We start from the raw sequence: 20,857 nt of genomic DNA, 5'->3' as shown, positions 1-20,857 counted from the left end.
GTGGGTGAATGAAAATGTCTTTATTATGGATTGCTCTAACTAAAGTAAAAGGATTGGGTACAAGAAAGTTAGCTAATTTGTATAAAAGTTTTCCAAATACTTCCTTCGAGTTTCTAACTGATCCTTCCAATTTTAATCACATAAAAAATTGCTTAAAATCAGAAGAAATAATTGAATTAGTTACTAACAGAAACTACTTGAAAAAAGAAATGACACGAGCAGAAGAAATTGTAAATAACCATAAAAGATTAGGTATCGAAATCATCACCATTGATGATAAATTATACCCAATTAATTTAAAATCAATACAGGATCCACCAATTGTCTTATACTGCAAAGGAAACATTGAGCTCTTAAAACAACAAAAGTCTATAGCCATCGTCGGTACAAGAACCCCAACAGATATGGGAACTCGCTCCGCTAAACGTTTATCGTCTGTTTTTGCTGAAATGGGTTATACAATTGTTAGTGGATTGGCATTAGGAATAGATGCAGCAGCTCATATAGGGGCGTTAAGAATTCGAGGAAATACAATTGCAGTTTTGGCAGGTGGTTTGGATAAAGTTTATCCTAAAGAAAATGAGACCCTTGCTAACGAAATTATATTAAATAGGGGGCTTCTTATTTCTGAGACCCCTGTAGGTGGAAGAACATTTAAAAACTCGTTTGTATTAAGAGATCGGATCCAAAGTGGACTAAGTTTAGGAGTTTGTCCAGTTCAAACTGATATTGTCGGAGGCACTCAACATACCATTAAGTTCGCAAAACAACAAAAGAGATTACTTTTTTGCCCGGAACCACAGGAAAAAGATGTGAAACAAAACAGAGGTATTATTCAGCTTATTGATAACAAAGAGGTGGAAATAGTACAAAGTTATGATGACTATCAAAAAATTGAGGTTTTACTTCAAGAGGTTCAAGAAAGTCTTTTTAGAGAGGAAAAGGACCACTCGGAAAATAGTCATCCTAAAATTAAAAAAGTAAGGAATCAGGGATTAGAAGCGGAGCTAAAATTAACATTAGATAAAGCATGTAAACTGTCAACCCAACTAAACATAGACATTGAACAATTAAAATTGTTACTAGAAGAACAATATTTTTCAATATAAATTTATAATGCCTCCTTCCCAAAGGGATAAATTAAAACCATCACAAGTAATGGTTTAACAGAGCATTAAGAAAAAAAGTGTAAAAGCAGAAGTGCGGTTACATATTCCGCAGCAAGCTTTGGCTTTGGTAAAAAATTTATATTGTAAAAGATTAAAAAGTTATTTCGCTACTGGTAAAATGATGCCTATTCAATCTAATAAAAGCATGAAAGGTTGCCAAGCGGCAACCTTTTATTTATGTGGGAGTTAAAAATTTATTGGTACCGTCTGGGAAGCGAACCCCTCTGACCTGGCAAGCAGGTCACAAGCTGTTCTGATGAAGACTGTGTAGGGCACACCAGCACCCCAATCAGCCCCGTGGAATGCAGTGATATCAAAGGTTCTCGACAGTCTCTTGAACGTTTTTTGGACTGTTTTCCCTCAACCTCTACAGCCTCCATGTTAGATTAAAATTAATTTTTTTCAATTTAAAATATTGTCCAATTTGGTGTGAAGCGGAATCCAAACACCAAAAAACATTTAAAAAGTTTTTTATACAATATCCTTCCACCTCGAACTTGATTAATTTTGACCGAAATTGCACGAAATGATTTATAAAAAGGTCGGTTAAACCTCGATATAAACCCATTTCTTCAAATGGTTTAAAATGGTTGATAATTTCAACTTGGCATGGACTTGGCATGAGTATAGTACAAATTTGGCATATGCTGAAGCCGCATAAAATAATGTTTATCAAGACCGAATTTCTTACGCTCTTTAATTTATATATATAATATGAAGAAAAACGAAATAAAGAAATTTATTAAAAGCCTGATCAAACAGGCTTTTTTGGTATAAACTAAAAATTGAATAATACACCATTCTATACGTTTTGTGGTCAAAATGTGGTCAAATTCTCTTTATTTGACAACAAATTCATATTTTTAAGGTTTGTTATCATGTGATAAAAAAATATTTTTTATAAATAGGTTTAATTACCAAAAATAAAGGAACCCAAAACATTTCGGATTTTGAATAGGGCGAGGGCTTGCACCACATACAATATCAGCTAAGTCCCCCAACTTACGCTGTTCCCAAACGTTTATGAAAAGAGTCAAGGTTTCAATCCTTCTTAGCTCTTTTCTAAAACATTATTTACCTAAGAGACTGATAAATTTACTCAGTTCTTTTTTGGCTTCATCGGTTGTCCCGTTCAACTCGTTCAAAAGCTCAAACAATTTGTCATATGAATTCGTAATATCTGCTTTTACTTCTGACAACTCTTGAGCCACTTGTGAAAGTGGAATAACTTCTTCTTCTTCAAACGTGTCGACATAACGTGGAATGTTCAAATTGTAATCATTTGCTTTGATTTCATCCAAAGATGCCACATGAGCATATTTCTCAACGTCTTTACGATTACGGTAAGTTTCGATAATTTTGTCGATGTTTTCAGGAGAGAGTTTGTTCTGGTTCTTTCCTTTTACAAACTCATTTGAAGCATCAATAAACAAAATGTCTTTATTCTTGCGAGCCTCACGACCTTTGAACACTAGCACACATGTTGGGATGCTTGCGCCATAGAACAAATTAGCTGGCAATCCTATAACAGTATCTAATAGATTATTGTCTATAATATTTTTGCGGATTTTAAATTCAGACGCACCTCGGAAGAGTACCCCGTGCGGCAACACGATAGCCATTGTTCCTGATTTATCTAAATGATAAAGTCCATGAAGAACAAAGGCATAATCTGCCTTAGATGCTGGTGCCACTCCATAACCCTTGAAACGTGGATCTTTTTCTCGATCAACGTTTTTTGTATCCCAGTTCTGAGAATACGGAGGGTTAGCTACGACCGCATCGAATTTCAAAGGAATTTGTGTGCCATTTTTTTCAGCAAATGGCCAGTCAGCATCAAGTGTGTCCGCGCGTTTTAACTCCATATTGCGATAATTTACCCCATGCATCATCAAGTTCATGCGAGCCAAGTTATAAGTCGTAGTATTCAACTCTTGACCGTAAAACTCAACGCTTCCTTCTTCATCACCATTTGGCAATTCTTTCTGAACTGTTAAAAGAAGTGAACCTGATCCCATTGTAGGGTCATATACACGGAATTGGTCGCCAGTACCGGCTGCATCAACCGTGACAATTCTTGCTAAAATTTTACTAACTTCATGAGGTGTATAGAATTCCCCACCTTTTTTACCAGCATTGGCAGCAAATTGCCCAATCAAATACTCGTAGACGTCACCCAAAATGTCACGGCCTGAATCGTCTTTGAAAGTAAACTCGTTAATCATCAAAACGATTTCATTTAAAGCCTTTGCACGTTCGTTTGTACTTGAACCTAGACGTGTGTCCCCAAGGTTAACATCTGAAAATACATTAGCAAAGTCCGCTTCTGCGATCGCATTACGTTTGGCATTTGTATTGAACAAGTCAAACATATCTTGGAAATCACTAGCTTTGATTTTGTGATTTTCAATTTTTGATACGATTTTATCCCAAGTGTAGGCTGGGTCAATCGCATACCCGATACCTTTACTGATTTCTTCAAGATAATCTTCTTTTTCAGTCTCATCTGTCACTTCGTAGAACTCTTCCAGACCATTAACTTTCAAGTATTCATCTTGATTTTCTGATAAGTAGCGATAGAACATAAATGGCAAAATATAATTTTTGTACTCACTTGCATCCATAGTCCCACGCAGTTTGTTAGCCATTCCCCATAGCTTCGATGTAATAGCTGTTGCATTACTCATTTGTGTAATCTCCTTTTCTTATATAAACATTTGTTGAAGCAGTAATTTCTTCAAATTTCTAAGCGAATCTAACTCACGCTGATGAAGGGTGATAAGGTTGTCGAGGTGACTGAAAATTGCACTAACTTTACGTTGTTCTTCTAAAGAAGGTAGAACCACTTCAAATTCAGTTAGCATTGGCAACCTTAATGAATCCACAGTGGCCTTAACTGTAAATTTTAGCGCGTGCCGTTTAAAATTCCTTTGCATGTAATACAGAATGTATTTTCCATCAGTTACAGAATCAGTGAAATTGCTTATTTTATAGACTCGTTGATGATAATCAAATTTTCCATTTATGTAATGAAAAATCTCACCAATTCGTCCTTCTCCGGGAATTAATATAGCTTCTCCGTCAAAAATCCAGCGATTACTTCGCTCAATATTTTCAGAGCGAACAAAAAACGGGTATTCTCCATCTCCAACTGCATCTTGCAAATCACTCGAACCAGTCTTAATTTGAGTAATTTCCCCCAACTTACGCTGTTCCCAAGCATCTGTAAATCCTGCTAATCGAATTTCAGGAACATTGGCTCCATCTTTCGGAAACATTTTTTGAAGCAGACTTTTTTTCGTATCCTCCAACAGTTCCAACTTACGCTGATGGAGGGTGATAAGGTCCTCAAGCTGTTCAAAATAGTTACCAATTTTGGTTTGTTCTTCAATTGAAGGAATCGGTATAGGCATTTCACGAAATAAAGAATCTTTAATAGCAAACCGATCTGATCGTGCACCGGAATCTCCATTCAACTTCATAAATTTATGCCAATAATTGGACGTAAAGTATTTTTCTAAATATGTTTTATCAACATCATGAGTACGAAATACATAATAAAGAGGCGACATCACGCCAGTTCTTCCTAACTTATTTCGCTTAATGGGACCTACCGGAGCGGAATTAGAAATCCTCGGATTGTAAACAAAATCATCTGAACGAACAACATAATAACCATTTAAATTTTTTTCGTTTGAAATATCCTTTTCAAAAAAATCACGTTGATTGATGATTCCAAACTCAGCTGAGTTCGTCAAAGTTTCAGAATAGATATTATTTTTATTCTTCTCAGTTACTTTTTCTGAAATCTCTCCTAACATACGCTGTTCCCAAGCATCTGTAAATCCTGCGAATCTAATTTGAGGTGATTTTGTTATTTTATCGCCCATTTCTGATCTCCTTTTTGTAGTCTGCATAATTTTATCAATTGACTATTCTCCCTTCTTAATTTCGTCAGCCATTTCATAAAATGCCTTACGGAATTCAATGCGATATCGTACCCAGGTTAATTCTGCAATCTTTTCAACTGCAATTTCTTTATAATCCGCTCTTGCATCATTCATGATTGCTGTTAACTCACCTTGTTTATCCATATCCTCTTGACCTAAACGGTGTTTCCTAATCAAGCATTCAAGTTCCTTAGGTTTTGTGCTGTTATCAAGTCCCCAAGTACGGATGAAGTTCGTTACAAGTTGGATATTAGTATCCTTTTGTGCTCTATCCATAGCTTGGTTCATTTTTTCAACACTTCTAGGAGCTGGATAATTATCAAATTCAAACTCTTTTGAGAAAATCTTAGATACAAAGTTGCGCATCTTAGATTTTTCTCTTTCATTGTCTGACTTGGCAATTTCAAGATGGATTTCATCACGCGTGCTTTCCGCTTTCGACATATCGTTCGCGTGAACTTCGTCAGCCATTCGAGCAATCAAATCAATCAAGTAATCATAGTTGATGGTAACATCGTGAATATGAACCATAGAGAGATTGACTTGCGAAATATCAATGTCTTCTCGCTTAGCACGTCGTTCTTTCAACTCACCGGCGATTACAGTTGTTAAAATTACTTCCTGCTCTTCAGTAATACCTAAACGTTCATAGAACTCTTCAGGATTATCATAGGCAGAAATAGGATTTTTGTCATCATCTTCGGAATATTGTTTCAACTGACTAAGCAAGCGATTATACTCTTTCAAATTCTCAAAGACTTCATCCTGTGCTTTTTCACTTGGTGGTAATTGTGTAAAATCATCTGTGAGCGTTGAAAGTTTCTTGATGACTTCTTGCATCTCAGCTTGAACCTTGCTAAATGGTTTAGAAATGATACCAGACTCTTCGTTGCCTTCTTTCAAATCTTCAAGTGAAAGCTGTTCGTCAGCAGATGCACGATTTGAATAGATAGCAAAAGCCTTATTCATTTCATACTCGTTTTGCTCTGGCCAACGATAATTCACGACATTTCCCCAAGGCTTATCGACAAGATTATGCATTCGGTTTGTACGTGAGTAAGCCTGAATCAAGTTCCCACCCTTAAGCGTTCTGTCAATATAGAGCGTATTCATCTCAGGAGCATCAAAACCGGTCAAAAGCTGATCAACAACGATAACTAAATCTAAATAGTTACCATCATCAGCTGTCTTGTTCAAACGTCGTGCTAAGTCTTCTGTGTAGGCTTTAACTGTCGTCATATCAAAAGCTGTGCCAAACATTTCATTATAGGCTTTGATTGCTCTGTGCAAGTTTTCGTTCGTTTTCAGTTGATGAATACTATTGGATGTATCTGCCGAGAAACTCACCGCAACTTTTAATCGTTGTTCTACAGGACGATTCGCATTCTCTTCCGCAAACTTATCGAAGTATTCCATCGCTCTTGGTGTACTCGCTTTATTACCTCCCACGTGGACTGTAAATAAGGCATTATACTTACGGTCATTTGAACGTTTCTTCCAGTTATCGAATATGTCCTTCACTACTAAGTTCACATGTTCTGGACTATAGTCGTAAACACTACCGCGAACATTATCATCGATATCATCTTCGGTGGGATCTTCGGGAGCCTCGATTGTTTCCTTGAATTCAACGTTAAACCCTAAGACGTTTTTATCCGCAATCGCTTCTTTAATGGTATATGCATGTAGTAGTTCACCAAAGATTTCTCGTGTTTCAGGGAATTTGGGTGTACCGGTATAACCAACCCAAGCAGAGTTAGGAATAGCTTTTCGGATTGTTTCGAGCATACCTTCATTTTCAGTGCCGTCACCAGTTGAACGGTGGGCTTCATCAACGATAAAAAGAATATTTTCATTAAGTGGCTTGAAGCTGTCCCGTGCTACATAACGCGACATCTTTTGGATACTTGTCACAATGATGTTCTTATCGCTTTTCTTCGTAAGTTTGCGATGAAGGTCTGAGATATTGGCTGTGTCACCCACCACACCAGTTTTCCCTTCAAAACCCGCAACAGGATCATAGGCTTTATAGGCATCAGCGGTTTGGTTGGTAAGCGCGATTCGGTCAACCAAGAAGACAACTTTATCTACATTAGATAGACGGCTTGCAAGCCACGCTGTCTTAAAACTTGTGATTGTTTTACCTGAGCCTGTCGTGTGCCAAATGTATCCCAATTTACCATCATCATATTTGAAGTCAAACTTTCTAACTTTATCAAGCACACGCTTTGTGGCATAGACTTGATAAGGACGCATGACTTTGATACTTTCTTTGTTTTTTGTACCATCAAGTACCATGTAGCGTGTTGCCAAATCATGAGCCATTGGAATGGACAACACTTTATCAGCAAACGTCTTCCATGAACGAATAGGGCGAGCATCATCTTCGTTTTGCCAGTTGAAAGCAAAAGCTCGGTTAAAACTTTGGAGTGGGGTATTTGCCATGTAACGAATATCAAACTGCGTCATCGCGATTAAAATCTGCAAGGTTGAAAAGATACCGCTGAATTGTTTTTCAGCAATATACTGTTCCATCTGGTTTAAAGATTCTGTAGCGCTGTGAAGTGCTTTCTTTAATTCGATTTGAATAATCGGCAAACCGTTAATAAGCAACGTCACGTCAAACCTGCGATTCGGCTTACCATCCACTACTTTTGGCCGTTTAATTTGATTTACTACTTGATAAACAGTGTTCCCCCCGCCCACTTGGGCTTGGTCGAATACAGTCAAAAACACATGTTTACCATTGTCAAGGTCAACTTCAATTTCAGAAACACCGTTCACACCATACAAAAATTGTCCAGCCTGGTAAGGTGATTCAATACCCGTGATGATTTTCTTCACCTGGTTAAACTCAGTGACAGACAATGGTTCATCCAAACGAGCTCGATTGTTTTGTTCTAAGATTGTTTTAAAGTTATCCCAGAGTTGTTCGGTTGTTTTGATGTCCTTTTTGTATTCCCATTGTTTTACTCCACCGATTTTGGTCAAATAATCGATAACTTCATTTTCAAATGCTAATTCCGATTGACTTTTCATTTAATCATTCCCCCCTTTAATGTCTCTTCTATAATTGAGCTAGTAAACTGTCCAATCAAGTCTGCGTATTGGTTTAACTTGCTTTGCAACTTCAATGTTTCTGAGTAAATAGCGCCTATTTTCTTCTGTTCCTCGAGAGGAACAACAGGAACGATAATTTCACCAAGAGCACGAAGCGGAATTCTTAGAACAGGACCACTCCCCTGTAACTCCCTTTCTTTTTGTCGCCTCACATCTTTGTAAGCATTAAACAAGAAAAGAAAATATCCTTTATCAAGTTGTTCGCTATCAAACTCTATTTTTGTGAAGTTGAGGGACAACACTCTACCAACATTATTTTTACCGACCATTGTTGCAAGCTGTAATGAGTTACTGATAACAACATCACCTTCATTTAATGACAGGTTATTTTGATATAAAGGTTTTGACGCATTTTCAACTACAACGTCCTCATGGTTATAATCAGCTTCAAAAGACGGCTGGTCATAATAATTTATTACTTGAGTACCAAACTGTTTTTGCGCCCTTGTTGGATTTATACCTGGAACGAATTTTACGAACTCCTTTAATCCTCTTTTCTCCAAATAAATCACCTCCAAAATACAGATAGTATTTTTTGAAATATTTCTATATTACATATTAAATCACAACAAATCAGTTTCGTCAAACGATAAAATGAAATATTTTTATATTACATATTATCATTCATCAAAACCCTGCAGGAACTATTGTGCAAGCCATGTATTTATTTCACTCTTCTGCAAAAAGGATCCTCTTCCACTGAATTGCTAAACCATTTTCGTAAAACTCTACCACTCTTTTCTGCGTAAAAGTAGGACCCCAGGGGTCAAAAAATCCCCCGAACGATTGGTCCGAGGGAACATAAAATACACTTCAATATTTAGGTAAAAAACACTAAACCTATTGATACCAAGCTATTTCAACTCTATCAACGCCACGCACTCGACGTGCATCATCTGCGTAAACTTTTTAATTCAATTGAACCATCAAATTAGAAATTGCACTTTCAATAGCTAATTTTTTATTATTTGAATGATATCCAGAACCAACTATGCTATCCCCATTTTTATTAATGTTCTCTTGGAAAGAAACGAAGGCTTGTATACCAGTATCAATATGAAAAATTTCAATATAATAAATTTTTCCATTTTTAGTATAATTACTGATTATTTGAGCAGAATTTACATTTATCATTTCTGCCACCCTTCCTTAGGATCATAGTATTTACGAATTTTAACTTTCAATTTCTTTATTCTTGTATGAAAAACTTAACCAAATAATGTTCAAATCAATAACATTTATTCTTACTTATAACTCCATCATCTATAATCTAACACCAATTCTTTACCATTATTAGGATTTTCAATTTACAATTCCTTTTAATCTTGTATGAATGCTTAACCAATCTCGGTTCAAATCAACAGTATTGATCTTTACTGAAAACTCTTTAATTCTATAAGCTAACATCAATTCCTTGCCAGTTTTAGGATAAAGGAGCATCCCCATTATTTCTTTCCCTTCTGCCTTCCTATGATTACTTAAATAAGCAAACAGCTGATACAAATTACCACTTATCAATTTCTGTGAGCCAAAGTTTTGGGTTAAAGTATGCTGGTAATACTTCGTATCCATAATTATCTTTCTGTCACTACTTTCAAGTGAAATATCCGTTTGCATGATAGGAAGGTAACTAGTCTCTTCCCCTTCAGCATCCCAATAAATATTTTCACGATACACCCTATACTCTGGCATTTCCTTTTTGTAAAAGTTACGCACAAACTCTTCAAATAAACGAGCCATAGCCTTTGCATCCCTTTCAAAATCAGCAAATTGGGATTCGCCATTGTCTTCGTTTAATAGCAATGATTCATAAAGAAAACGGCAGATATCTAGCACAAACCGGTAGTGCTGGTTACTTCTGTGCAATTTGATCTCCTGAAAGATTCTCAGGTTAAGTTTAATGACCGCAACTTCATCAAAGTATGGATAAAGCTGCTGGATCTCTTCTTTCAAATGTTTATCAAGCTGCTGGTTTTGGAGTAGTGAGAATAAAGTTGACTTGATTATCTGGTTATGAACAATATCATGCGTCATTTCTTCAAATTCACAGTGCATTTTGCCTCTTTTAAAAGAAAACGTGTTGATGGATTCCTGAAAGAGAATCCTCCCTTTTAAAGTTCCTGTTTCCTCCTGATAGGATTTATATTCCCGGTAAAAGCCCCGCTTGATGAGCGAGCGGAGCTTTACAAGGAGTATTCTTATTAAAAGGTGTTTAATGTCTTTTTCATCTTCACGGGCTACATCGGCCATGTCTTTTTCCGCAAGATGCCCCCATGCATAACAAAGCATATAGTATAGGTTTTTAATCGGTATTTTAGAGTCTGTCAAGGAGTTCATCGACTTTGTCCTCCTGATCAAACCAGTATTCCCTTAATAGTGGAGCAATTTCCAGACGAATGATTCGCTCATACCATTTTTGTTCATCATCTACCTGTTCTGTTGTTGGGCAGAAATAGCTATGACCAATTTCATAACCTTTACCTAGATTAATCGTGTCATTTGTAATTGCCTGATTAATGTCCATAATGCCAGCAATAAGCTTGTCAATAAATCCCTGGCTAATTCCCTTGTTGATTAAATAATCATGAAATTGCTCTGTTTGGAAAGCTGGTTCTAAATTGATAAAAGAAAATCTTCTTCTTAATGCATAATCTACCAAAGCCAATGATCTGTCCGCCGTGTTCATGGTTCCAATGAGGTAAAGGTTTTTGGGAATGTAGAAGGTTTCTTCTCCCTCGCTGTATGCAAGCTTAACCGCGAATTTATTACCTCGTTTGTCTGCCTCGATTAACATCATGAGCTCACCAAAGATTTTGGATAAATTCCCCCTGTTAATTTCATCAATAATCATATAATAATTGTTATCTTGATCTTCTATCGCTTTCTTACAGAATGAATAGAAAATACCATCTTTTAGAGTGAAATGCCCTTGCTTATTAGGCTTGTATCCACGAATGAAATCTTCATATGAATAGGATTGGTGGAATTGCAGCATTTCCACTTTGCTGTCATCTTTTGTTCCCATATGAAGATAAGCAAGGCGCTTGGCTACAAATGTTTTTCCAACACCTGGTGGGCCTTGTAGGATTATGTTCTTCTTATAATCCAATGTTTCAAGGATATCCTCCAGTTTATCTTGTGTCATGAATACCTCACTGAGAAGCTGTTCATGTGTGTAAGGAATCGTTTCCTTTTCACTTTCCTTTACTATTGAAGAATTATCCTCTGAGGTTGGATATACCGTTTTTCCTTCTTTACCAATAGTAGCAAGCAACCTTTCCAAGTACTCATCATATGGTGTGATGTTTGTTAAGGTTTTGCTATGAAGTGTTTCTACATCCCACTCTCCTAGTGATATCCACTCAACTTTGCGTAATGATTTGAAAGATTCTCTTGCAGGATCAAATTTGTATTCCGATACAATCTTACCGTAACCGATAAGCTTGTGTGTCCCTCGTTTAATAAGTACATAATCACCGACACTAATTTCATTGGCAAACTGATAGTTAGCGAGGGCATCATTACTTGGGTTATAGTCAACTTGATAGAGCTCCTTTAGAGCCTCCATTATTTCTCGTTTGCTTCCATAATCTTTTAAATCACCTAATTCATCCCACCCAATTGCAATATGCTCATTTTCCTTGAAGTCCTCCCACATGAAGTTTCCTTCTCCAGCAGCCAAAAGCCAGTACTGAGGAATCGTTTCTTCTTCTGCATTAACAGTTTCTTTCTTGCCAAAGTTCTCAAAAAGATAGCTGAAAAATTGATCTATTTCATAGAAGATTGGAAGGGTGGTTTTTTTGCCAACTACCTCCAAGTACTTTTCCACTATTCTATTTTCCTTTAAGCATTCCTGAAATTTGATGAACTTTTCACCAAAAGTATCTCCTCGTGCATATTCAGGAGCTAGTTCGAGTATATTTTCTGCTGCTACCCGGTCTCTCTGGTTATAAAAGCAAAATTCTTCCGGAAAAATATTTCCTATAAGCTCACTGACAACGCTATAGCCAAAGCCAAATAGCTTATAATCTTCATGATGGACAAATTGGTCCATTCGTCTTTTAAGCGGTTCTGTTCCATGAATTAAATAGTTGAAACTATTGCGGTAATGTTCAATGGATGCATTAGGATTTCCTAAAGCTCTTTTTTTAGCGAGTGCCATCCTGAAAGCATTGATGTGCTCACCAAGCTCTTGCACATCCTCCCACTCCATTGTGTTTAAATGGTCTTTTTGCTTGAAGTGACTGAAAAATTGATAACTTTCTTGTAAGTAATCCGAGTTGTTTTCAAACCAATTTTCAGCATGATCTTTAAAGGAATGAAGATATTTCTCAACAATTGACATATTTAGTTTTTCAGTCAATTTCTCTGGTGATTCCCATAGCTGGTACAGGCGATCAAATTCTTCTTCCGTTAGTCTATAGTTCGTGTTTTGCGGCATCCTAAAGATCATTAAATTCGTGATTTCAGGAAGCTCTTTTAATTCATGACGTAATAGCATCCCCGTCTCTAGAACCAGTCGCTTCTCAAGAATTCTGAGATCAACCTTATCGTTTTCATCATCCTCGTATGGCTCGGATACAATTTCACAAAATGCAATAACACCTCCAGTGTTTTTATTGCCACCATCCGATCTCCAAATGAACACCTTATCCCCAGCTTGTACCTCATCCAAAAATTGCTTTTGCCGAATATTCCAATCGACGACTTCATTTTTTTCTATATATGTATCAACATCAAATTGTTTCGGATTACCCTGAAAAATCCAGTGCCCCATTTGCCATTCCCTCCCTGAAAAATCTTCCTTACCGCTCATATGGTAATAGTATACCAGTTAACCTGTACTAAAATTAAGAGGGGTAAAAAAACTTCCCCTCTTTCTAAAATGGGGGAATGATTCTTAAACGACTATTTGAGCTTTTCTTTATATAAACCTTTTCGCAGATATTATAGATTCTCTTTTTATAAAATTATTTTTTAGTTTTCCTATCAAAGACTGTTGGCTAAATTAGGAAGCTAGAAAATAACAAACCCTTAGCTAACAAAGATATATAATTAATTCTCTTATAAAACATTAATTTAAGAGGATATAAAAAATATTACTAAGAGTACATAAATAATTATAAATATTATAGACACACCAATTATTTTGACTTTATCTCTTCTACTACCAATATTCCAAATAAAGTATAAACCAGCTAATGCCTTTTTACTTTGGTGAAACTCTTTTTGTAATGAATAGTTTTCATGAAGGAACTGGCGTATTTCAATTATTTTAATACCAAAACTCTCCATACTCACCGTATAAAAGTCTCTAAGCTTATCTCCAATTGTTGCTAGATTAAATATCAAACCGAAAAGTAACAAGAACAAAGCTGGTATTGAAAGGGATCCTAAATCACTAGTTGATTTTAAAACTTCATACAAAGTAGCAAATAATAAAGTTAAAAACACCATTAAAAAAAGTACTATCTGTCTTACTGAGCGTTGGAAGACATTAGTTGATGATTCACTAAAAATAAAGGTGCTTAGTAGAATACATATCACTACAATACAAATTGCACTCTTGGCATTAAGGATAGTTGGAAATGTAAAATAAAATGCATATATACTAGCCGAACTTAATAGTAAAGTACTTATAATAATAAAAATAATTGCATTTTTAATTCCAAACCCATTCTTATTCTCCTTTAGATAACTAATTACAAAAAAGAAATTTAAAATTAATTGTGCTATGTTAAATTCTTTCTCTTTAAAATTTGTAAATAAGATTAAATTTAATATGATGAAAAAGAATAATGTAAAGAAAAGCCAACCTAGATTAGAACTTTGTTGTATGTCCCATAGATAACTCCCCCCTATTGAGAAAAATAAAAAAATAACCAATCCTATAGGTGTAGTTAAAATTAAACTGTAAATAATTTGGAGAAAATATGCTTTCCTAAATTTCCTATTTGTAATTGAATTTTCAATCCAATAATCATAAAATACTGAAACTCTTACTAGAATTTCTATTAATATTCTCATAAAATCCCTTTCTATTTTTTCATTATTTTATTTACCTTATATGCTAATCAGTATTTACCCAAATAATTCCCATATACTATTAGATAGTAGAAAAGAAGAAAAGGTCTCATTTTAAATTTTTGATTCTTTAAGTCAGTTACAACAATAATAAAGCTGTCTTTAGTTAATTTGATTTTTGATTTAAAACTCTCCACTTTTTTTGCAGCTCCTTTAATTGGTCTTTTGTTAACCACGGCCTTTTTCTATTGGGCATTTTGTGACATTTCGAGTATTCAAGTACAATATCTTTGAAAAACAGGGACGGTTCTGGCGTTCCATAGTCAATATCCAAAACCGTCCCTTATGTTATTCTTGTTATGGTGCTGCCATTTAAGTAAGCATCACAAGTCTCTTTTTCCCCATAGCGATTTTTGCTGAACCTTTAATCTGGAAACATACCTGACAACCTTGTTTCCTCAATTATTAACCTCCGCTTTTATGTCACCTTAATAAATTAATATTAACTCAAAGAGACTTTTTAAAGAACATAAAGAAACAGCCCCACAAAAATTTTTGAAGGCTGCTTAATTTTAAATATAGGGATAACTGTTGAATCTATTACAGTTGCTTCTTTATTAATTATAAATTATTTAGAAACCGCCCCTGCCTCCACCAGCAAATCTACAAGATGAACAGCTCTTACACTCTTCTCAAGCCCTTCCCTTTGAATACCTAATTTCATTTGCAGCAGGCATCCTGGATTTGAAGTTACAATAATTGATGCATTTGTGTCTTTCACATTTTTCATTTTAATATCCAATATCTCCATCGAATCCTCGTAGTTAACAATATTATAGATGCCTGCGGATCCACAGCACCGTTCCTTGTCCTTCATTTCACGGTACCCTTTGCTTGTTACTTGCTTTAACAAAGATAGTGGCTCATCTTTTACCTTTTGAACATTGATCATATGACAGGATGGCTGAAAGGTTATGGTTCCATTCACTTCCTTGGTAAAGCTCAAACCATCTAATTCAGATAGCACCTGTGAAATATCTCTTACCTTATTTGAAAGAGCTTGTGCTCGGCTTTCCCAATCGCTGTCTCCCTTAAAAAGTTCACCATATTCCAATAGAGTCGCGCCGCACCCTCCAGCATTGTTAACGATATAGTCTGCTTCTTCCTTTTCAAATGCCTCTATATTTCGTTTGGCAAGATCTTTAGCGTCCGCTATTTTTCCAGCATGGGCATGCAGGGCTCCACAGCACGTCTGACTTACAGGAATAAATACGTCAGCTCCTGCCTTGGTGAGCAGGTCGATTGTGTTCCTGTTCGTCTCATAGAAGATGGCATCCATGACACAGCCGGTAATGAATCCAACAGTGATTTTTCTGGTTCCAGACGCTTTGTAGACTTGAACCCTTTTTTTCCTTTCTGCGGGAGATGGAAGATCAGGGAGAACGGACTCAAATTTCCCCATGTGAAGCGGAGCAAGGTGAGTTATCCCTGTTCTTTGTGCCATTTTTTGCAGCCCGGACTTTTGATAAAACCATGAAAGATTACCGATTGTATTCATCCATCTCTTTGATGGAAACATTTGATCAAAAATCAAGGATTCACTTATTTTTTGCGCTTTCGATTTTTGCTCTGCAAATTCCAGAACTTCTTTGGCACCTTCTAAAATCTTCCCATACTGCACGCTGGTCGGACAGGCAGTTTCGCATGCGCGGCATCCCAGGCATTTTTCGATTGGTTCCCGCAAATCCTCTGCCTTGATCTTGTCTTCTGCCAGCATTTTGACAAGATTAATGCGACCGCGCGGCGAATGCACCTCGCTCTCCATCGTTTCGTAAGTGGGGCAAACCGGCAGGCAATATCCGCATTGGACACAATTAAACGTCTCATTATAATGTAATCTGTCTTTTAGACCGGCTCCCGTACTCATTCCCTAAGCACCAGCTTCTGGCCTTCTTCAGGAAAGATTTTACCGGGATTTAAAATATTATTCGGGTCCCATATTTGTTTAATTCGTTTCATCATATCAAGACCGGCTGCACCTAATTCCATTTCCATAAAAGGAGCTTTCAATGTTCCAATTCCATGTTCACCGGAGAGTGTCCCTCCCAGTTCAACAGCAGCTTTAAAGATCTCTTCAACCGCTTTTTCAACCCGGATCATTTCTTCCGTATCCCTTTTATCACAGATAATATTTGGATGAAGGTTTCCGTCACCCGCATGCCCAAACACTACGAGATGCACATCGTATTTTTCCCGGATTTCTTTTAGCTTTTGGAACATATCAGGAATCTTGCTGCGGGGCACTGTGGCATCTTCAGATACTTTAGTTGGTTTTATTTTGACTATAGCCGGAGAAACCAGCTTCCTTGCTCTCCAGTAACTCTGTGCTTCGTCCATATTTTCTGCTATTTTCACTTTCACAGATTCAAAGTCTGCAAAAATCTCCTCAATTTTTTTCATTTCTTCTTCAATAGCCAGAGGGTGGCCATCGAGTTCTATTAAGAGTATGGCTTCTGCCTCAATAGGGAGCCCCAGCGGCTGATAGTTCTCCACAGCTATTATGGAAGACTGATCCATTATCTCCATTTTGGCCGGAAGGATGCCGGAAGTTAATATTTTTGAAATCGCTGTGCCTGACTGGACAAGATCATCAAAGACAGCCATCATGGTCCTTGATGCTGGAGGCTTTGGCACTAATTTCAGTGTTGCTTCCGTAATGATCCCAAGCGTGCCTTCCGATCCAACGATCAATTTGGTTAAGTCATAGCCAGTTACATTCTTAATTGTTTTTCCGCCTGTTTTGATGATTTCTCCCTCAGGTGTCACCACTTCCAACCCAATAACATAATCCTTCGTTACCCCATATTTTAAGCCCCTCGGTCCGCCGGAGTTTTCCGCTAAATTCCCTCCTATCGTTGATACATGGGCGCTGCTTGGATCAGGGGGGTACATGAGTCCAAACTTTTCTGCATCCTGATTGATGTTCGATGTCAGTACACCCGGTGATACGACAGCCACCAAATCATCAGGATAAATTTTTAAATCACCATTCCATTGAGACATATCTAAAACCATTCCCCCCTTAACAGGGAGAGGACCTCCACTTAAAGAAGTCCCCTGTCCTCTTGGGTATACCGGTATGTTAAATGTATTTGCCAGCTTCAGAAGTGCAGAAATCTCCTCCTTGTTTTTCACCTGGATGACCACTTCAGGAAGATAGGTGCCGAATGAAGCATCATAACTATAACTATATCGATCAGCCAAACTCGTTAAAATTTGTTCTGAAGGTATCATGCTTCTTATTTCCTTCATTAATAAATCCATTCTGATGGCCCCTTTGATTATCCAATATTCAATGAGACAAACTTCTCTTCCAGATACTCCATCAATCCGTACTTGCCGCCTTCCCTTCCTACACCGCTTTCCTTCATTCCTCCGAACGGGGCTTGCGCTGTTGTCGGCATCGCATCATTAATGCCAATAATGCCATATTCGAGAGATTCCATTACCCTGAAGGCGCGATTTAAATCAGAAGTGAAGCAGTAAGATGCAAGTCCGTATTCTGGATGATTGGCCCGTTCGATTGCTTCTTCTTCCGTTTCGAAGGTGAAAATCGGCACCACTGGGCCAAATGTTTCTTCTCTTGCAATCTTCATCGATTCATGTGCATGCTGTATAACCGTAGGCTGATAGAATACACCTTTAGCATTCATATCTGCCAGAGATCCGCCGCAGATAACCACACCGCCTTTTTCTTTGGCATCCTCCACATGTTCAACAACTTTATCAAGGCTCTCTTCATTAATTAATGGCCCAATATCTGTATCATCATCCATGCCATTCCCGATTTGCAGACGATTTACCTTTTCTGCAAACAAGCGGGTAAATTCCTCTGCGGCTTCCTTCTGAACATAAATCCGGTTTGTGCATACACACGTTTGTCCTGCATTCCTGAACTTGCTTGCAACCGCTGCTTCTGCGGCTTTCTCTAAATCAGCGTCCTCAAATACGATAAAGGGGGCATGACCGCCTAATTCCATTGAAACTTTTTTGACCGTATTTGATGCGTCTCTCATCAGCTTTTTCCCAACTGCCGTTGAACCTGTGAAAGTCAGTTTTCGCACCTGCTTGCTGTCTAATAACGTTTGAGCAATCTCATTAGAAGGTCCAATAATCAAATTGGCTACTCCTTTAGGCAGGCCAGCCTGATGAATGGCTTCGAATATCTTCACTGCCGTTAAGGGAGTAGCTGAAGCTGGTTTTAGGATGACAGGACACCCGGCAGCTAACGCTGGTGCAATTTTGCGGGTAACCATGGCGGCTGGAAAGTTCCATGGTGTAATCGCGCCCGTCACTCCAACCGGCTCCTGCAGTACCAGTATGCGTTTATCCCTGCTGGAAGCTGGAATGGTCTCCCCATAAATACGCTTCGCTTCCTCTGCATACCAATCCATATAGGAAATCGCCAGTTTGACTTCACCAAGGGATTCTTTCAGAGGTTTCCCCATCTCTTTCGTAATGGTTACTGCCAGATCTTCTTCTCTTTCTCTTAGACAATCGGCGATTTTTCTAAGATATTGTGATTTCTCAACTGCGCTTGTTTTCTTCCAGTCTTGAAAGGCAGCGGATGCTGCCTGGATTGCTTCCTCGGCCTCTTCCTTTCCTCCATAAGCGACCGTACCAAATTTTTCTAAAGTAGCAGGATTATACACAGTTATCGATTTATTTTTATTGGAAGATTTCCATTCACCATTAATATATAGCATGACCGTTCTCCTTTTTTGCGAGCTGCTGCAATCCTTCTTTCAGTACAAAAACTGCCTGATCAAGTTCCTCTTTTGATACCGTTACAGGCGGGATAAACCGCAAAACATTCTTCTCCGTGCCGCAGGTTAAAAGAATGACTCCGTGTTCTAAAGCAAAATTCTTCAGCCAATTTACTGTACTGGCATCCGGGCGGCCTTTTTCATCCGTGAACTCTATGCCGATCATCAGGCCCAGACCTCTCACATCACCGATGACCGAAAATTCTGATTTCAAATCATATAATTGCTGTTTTAGATATCCCCCTAAAGTTTGGGCATTATCTATACCTTCCCGTTTTAGAATTTCAATGGAAGCCAAGGCAGCCGCACACGAGACAGGGTTTCCGCCATAAGTGCCTCCATGTGTTCCCGGCTCCCATTTCTCCATAATTTCTTTCTTGGCAATGATGGCACTTAAAGGGAAGCCTGAAGCAATTCCCTTTCCTAAGGTAAGAATGTCCGGCTCTACTCCAAAATGTTCATAGGCAAACATTTTCCCCGTTCTTCCGAAACCGGTTTGAACTTCATCAAAAATAAGCAATATCCCATGCTGATCACATATTTCTCTTATTTGTTTCAAAAATTCTTTCGGAGGTACAATATACCCGCCCTCTCCCTGTACAGGTTCAAGGATTATGGCTGCCACCTGGGATGGAGCCACTTGATACTGGAATACTTCATTGATGCTTTGAATACATCGTTTCGTCTCTTCTTCATAATTTAGCCCGGTTCTAAAAGGATATGGATATTCACAAGCATATACGCTTGGAAGAAGACCCTCATAATCCTGTCGATAAGCTGAGCTTGAGAAAGTGATCGATGTCGTTGCGAGTGTCCGTCCATGGAAACCCCGTTTGAATGATAGGATGGCTGGACGCTTTGTCGCTTTTTTCGCTAATTTGATAGCTCCCTCATTCGCTTCTGCTCCGCTATTTGAAAAGTACACCATTTTCTGTGATCCGGTTAATTCATTTAGTTCCTCCGCTAATTGAATATAGGATGGATAGTAAGCTACATTATGGCCAACATGAATCATGGTATCCAGCTGCCGCTTAACCGCTTCAATTACCTCGGGATGGCAGTGTCCAACATTATTTACTCCAACACCACTGGCAAAATCGAGATATTTTTTACCGTTCTCATCCTCTATGGTTGAGCCAAATGCTTTCGTTACACCTATCCTCGTTACTCTGTTGGCAGCCGGGGGCAAAACACGGTCGCCTCTTTCTGCTAAGCTTTTATTCTCTTTAATCATTATGACTCCTCACTCTCTTCACGATAATCGCGTTTCCATAGCTCGATGTATTCTTCTGCATTTTTTTCCAGGTCATGTATTTCATTTTCTGTTAGTTCCCGCACGATTTTGGCAGGAACTCCAATTGCTAAGCTGCCTTTAGGAATCACTTTCCCTAGAGGAACTAACGCACCCGCTCCAACTTGTGCTCCTTTTTCAATGACAGCCCCATCTAAAATAATCGAACCAATGCCAATCAAAGCTCCATCCTCGATCGTACAGGCATGTAAAATGGCACCATGCCCCACCGTTACCATTTTCCCTATCCTTAAAGGAGCCTCAGGTGTCACATGGCAGATACAGCCGTCCTGAATATTGCTTCCTTCACCAATTTCGATAAAATTATCATCATCTGCTCTTAAGACTGATTGAGGCCAAACACTGACATTTTTGGCTATTCTGACGTCGCCAATCACTTGTGCCGAGCCATGTATCATGGTTTCGGCATGAATGGACGGAACCCGCCCTTTTAATTGTTCAATCATGCATATCCTT

At 37.9% G+C, this 20,857-nt stretch carries 14 protein-coding genes; 1 reads left to right on the top strand and 13 read right to left on the bottom strand.

Features of this window, described 5'->3' with window-relative positions:
* The first annotated feature begins 14 nt into the window (after positions 1-14).
* Positions 15-1,109 carry a DNA-processing protein DprA gene (locus NYE23_RS06580; RefSeq protein ID WP_341076413.1) on the top strand — a complete coding sequence of 365 codons (1,095 nt, stop codon included), beginning with the start codon at positions 15-17 and terminating at the stop codon, positions 1,107-1,109.
* Positions 1,110-2,239: 1,130 nt separating this feature from the next.
* Here NYE23_RS06580 and NYE23_RS06575 read toward each other — a convergent pair.
* The 13 genes from NYE23_RS06575 to NYE23_RS06515 all read right to left on the bottom strand — a co-directional run bounded on the left by NYE23_RS06575 (position 2,240) and on the right by NYE23_RS06515 (position 20,847).
* Positions 2,240-3,856 carry a type I restriction-modification system subunit M gene (locus NYE23_RS06575; protein ID WP_341076411.1) on the bottom strand — a complete coding sequence of 539 codons (1,617 nt, stop codon included), beginning with the start codon at positions 3,854-3,856 and terminating at the stop codon, positions 2,240-2,242.
* 18 nt (positions 3,857-3,874) lie between these two features.
* Positions 3,875-5,059 (bottom strand): restriction endonuclease subunit S, encoded by a 1,185-nt coding sequence (locus NYE23_RS06570; RefSeq protein WP_341076407.1) that lies wholly within the window; start codon positions 5,057-5,059, stop codon positions 3,875-3,877.
* A gap of 42 nt (positions 5,060-5,101) precedes the next feature.
* Positions 5,102-8,158 carry a type I restriction endonuclease subunit R gene (locus tag NYE23_RS06565; RefSeq protein WP_341076405.1) on the bottom strand — a complete coding sequence of 1,019 codons (3,057 nt, stop codon included), beginning with the start codon at positions 8,156-8,158 and terminating at the stop codon, positions 5,102-5,104.
* Positions 8,155-8,742 carry a restriction endonuclease subunit S gene (locus NYE23_RS06560; protein ID WP_341076404.1) on the bottom strand — a complete coding sequence of 196 codons (588 nt, stop codon included), beginning with the start codon at positions 8,740-8,742 and terminating at the stop codon, positions 8,155-8,157. The genes NYE23_RS06565 and NYE23_RS06560 overlap by 4 nt, the downstream gene beginning before the upstream one ends.
* A gap of 406 nt (positions 8,743-9,148) precedes the next feature.
* Positions 9,149-9,373 (bottom strand): hypothetical protein, encoded by a 225-nt coding sequence (locus NYE23_RS06555; protein ID WP_341076403.1) that lies wholly within the window; start codon positions 9,371-9,373, stop codon positions 9,149-9,151.
* Between the two features lie 168 nt (positions 9,374-9,541).
* Positions 9,542-10,576: a 5-methylcytosine-specific restriction endonuclease system specificity protein McrC gene (mcrC, locus tag NYE23_RS06550; protein ID WP_341076401.1), complete on the bottom strand. Its 1,035-nt coding sequence runs from the start codon at positions 10,574-10,576 to the stop codon at positions 9,542-9,544.
* Positions 10,554-13,016 carry an AAA family ATPase gene (locus NYE23_RS06545; protein ID WP_341076399.1) on the bottom strand — a complete coding sequence of 821 codons (2,463 nt, stop codon included), beginning with the start codon at positions 13,014-13,016 and terminating at the stop codon, positions 10,554-10,556. The genes mcrC and NYE23_RS06545 overlap by 23 nt, the downstream gene beginning before the upstream one ends.
* A 302-nt stretch (positions 13,017-13,318) precedes the next feature.
* Complete coding sequence (locus NYE23_RS06540) at positions 13,319-14,266, bottom strand: hypothetical protein (RefSeq protein WP_341076397.1); 948 nt, start codon at positions 14,264-14,266, stop codon at positions 13,319-13,321.
* A 625-nt stretch (positions 14,267-14,891) separates the two neighbouring features.
* Entirely contained in the window at positions 14,892-16,190 is a 1,299-nt protein-coding gene (locus NYE23_RS06535) for a (Fe-S)-binding protein (RefSeq protein ID WP_341076395.1), read from the bottom strand.
* Positions 16,187-17,587 (bottom strand): FAD-binding oxidoreductase, encoded by a 1,401-nt coding sequence (locus tag NYE23_RS06530; protein WP_341076393.1) that lies wholly within the window; start codon positions 17,585-17,587, stop codon positions 16,187-16,189. The genes NYE23_RS06535 and NYE23_RS06530 overlap by 4 nt, the downstream gene beginning before the upstream one ends.
* Positions 17,588-17,604: 17 nt before the next feature.
* Positions 17,605-19,029 (bottom strand): NAD-dependent succinate-semialdehyde dehydrogenase, encoded by a 1,425-nt coding sequence (locus tag NYE23_RS06525; RefSeq protein ID WP_341076391.1) that lies wholly within the window; start codon positions 19,027-19,029, stop codon positions 17,605-17,607.
* Positions 19,016-20,323 (bottom strand): aspartate aminotransferase family protein, encoded by a 1,308-nt coding sequence (locus NYE23_RS06520; RefSeq protein WP_341076389.1) that lies wholly within the window; start codon positions 20,321-20,323, stop codon positions 19,016-19,018. Before NYE23_RS06520 ends, NYE23_RS06525 begins: the two co-directional genes overlap by 14 nt.
* Positions 20,323-20,847, bottom strand: coding sequence for a gamma carbonic anhydrase family protein (locus NYE23_RS06515; protein ID WP_341076386.1), 525 nt, complete (start codon positions 20,845-20,847; stop codon positions 20,323-20,325). Before NYE23_RS06515 ends, NYE23_RS06520 begins: the two co-directional genes overlap by 1 nt.
* Between the last annotated feature and the right edge of the window lie 10 nt (positions 20,848-20,857).

The organism is Cytobacillus sp. FSL H8-0458, assembly GCF_038002165.1.
Taxonomy (GTDB): domain Bacteria; phylum Bacillota; class Bacilli; order Bacillales; family Cytobacillaceae; genus Cytobacillus.
The sequence above is the reverse complement of the archived record's forward strand: the minus strand, read 5'-3'. Positions and strand labels throughout refer to the sequence as shown.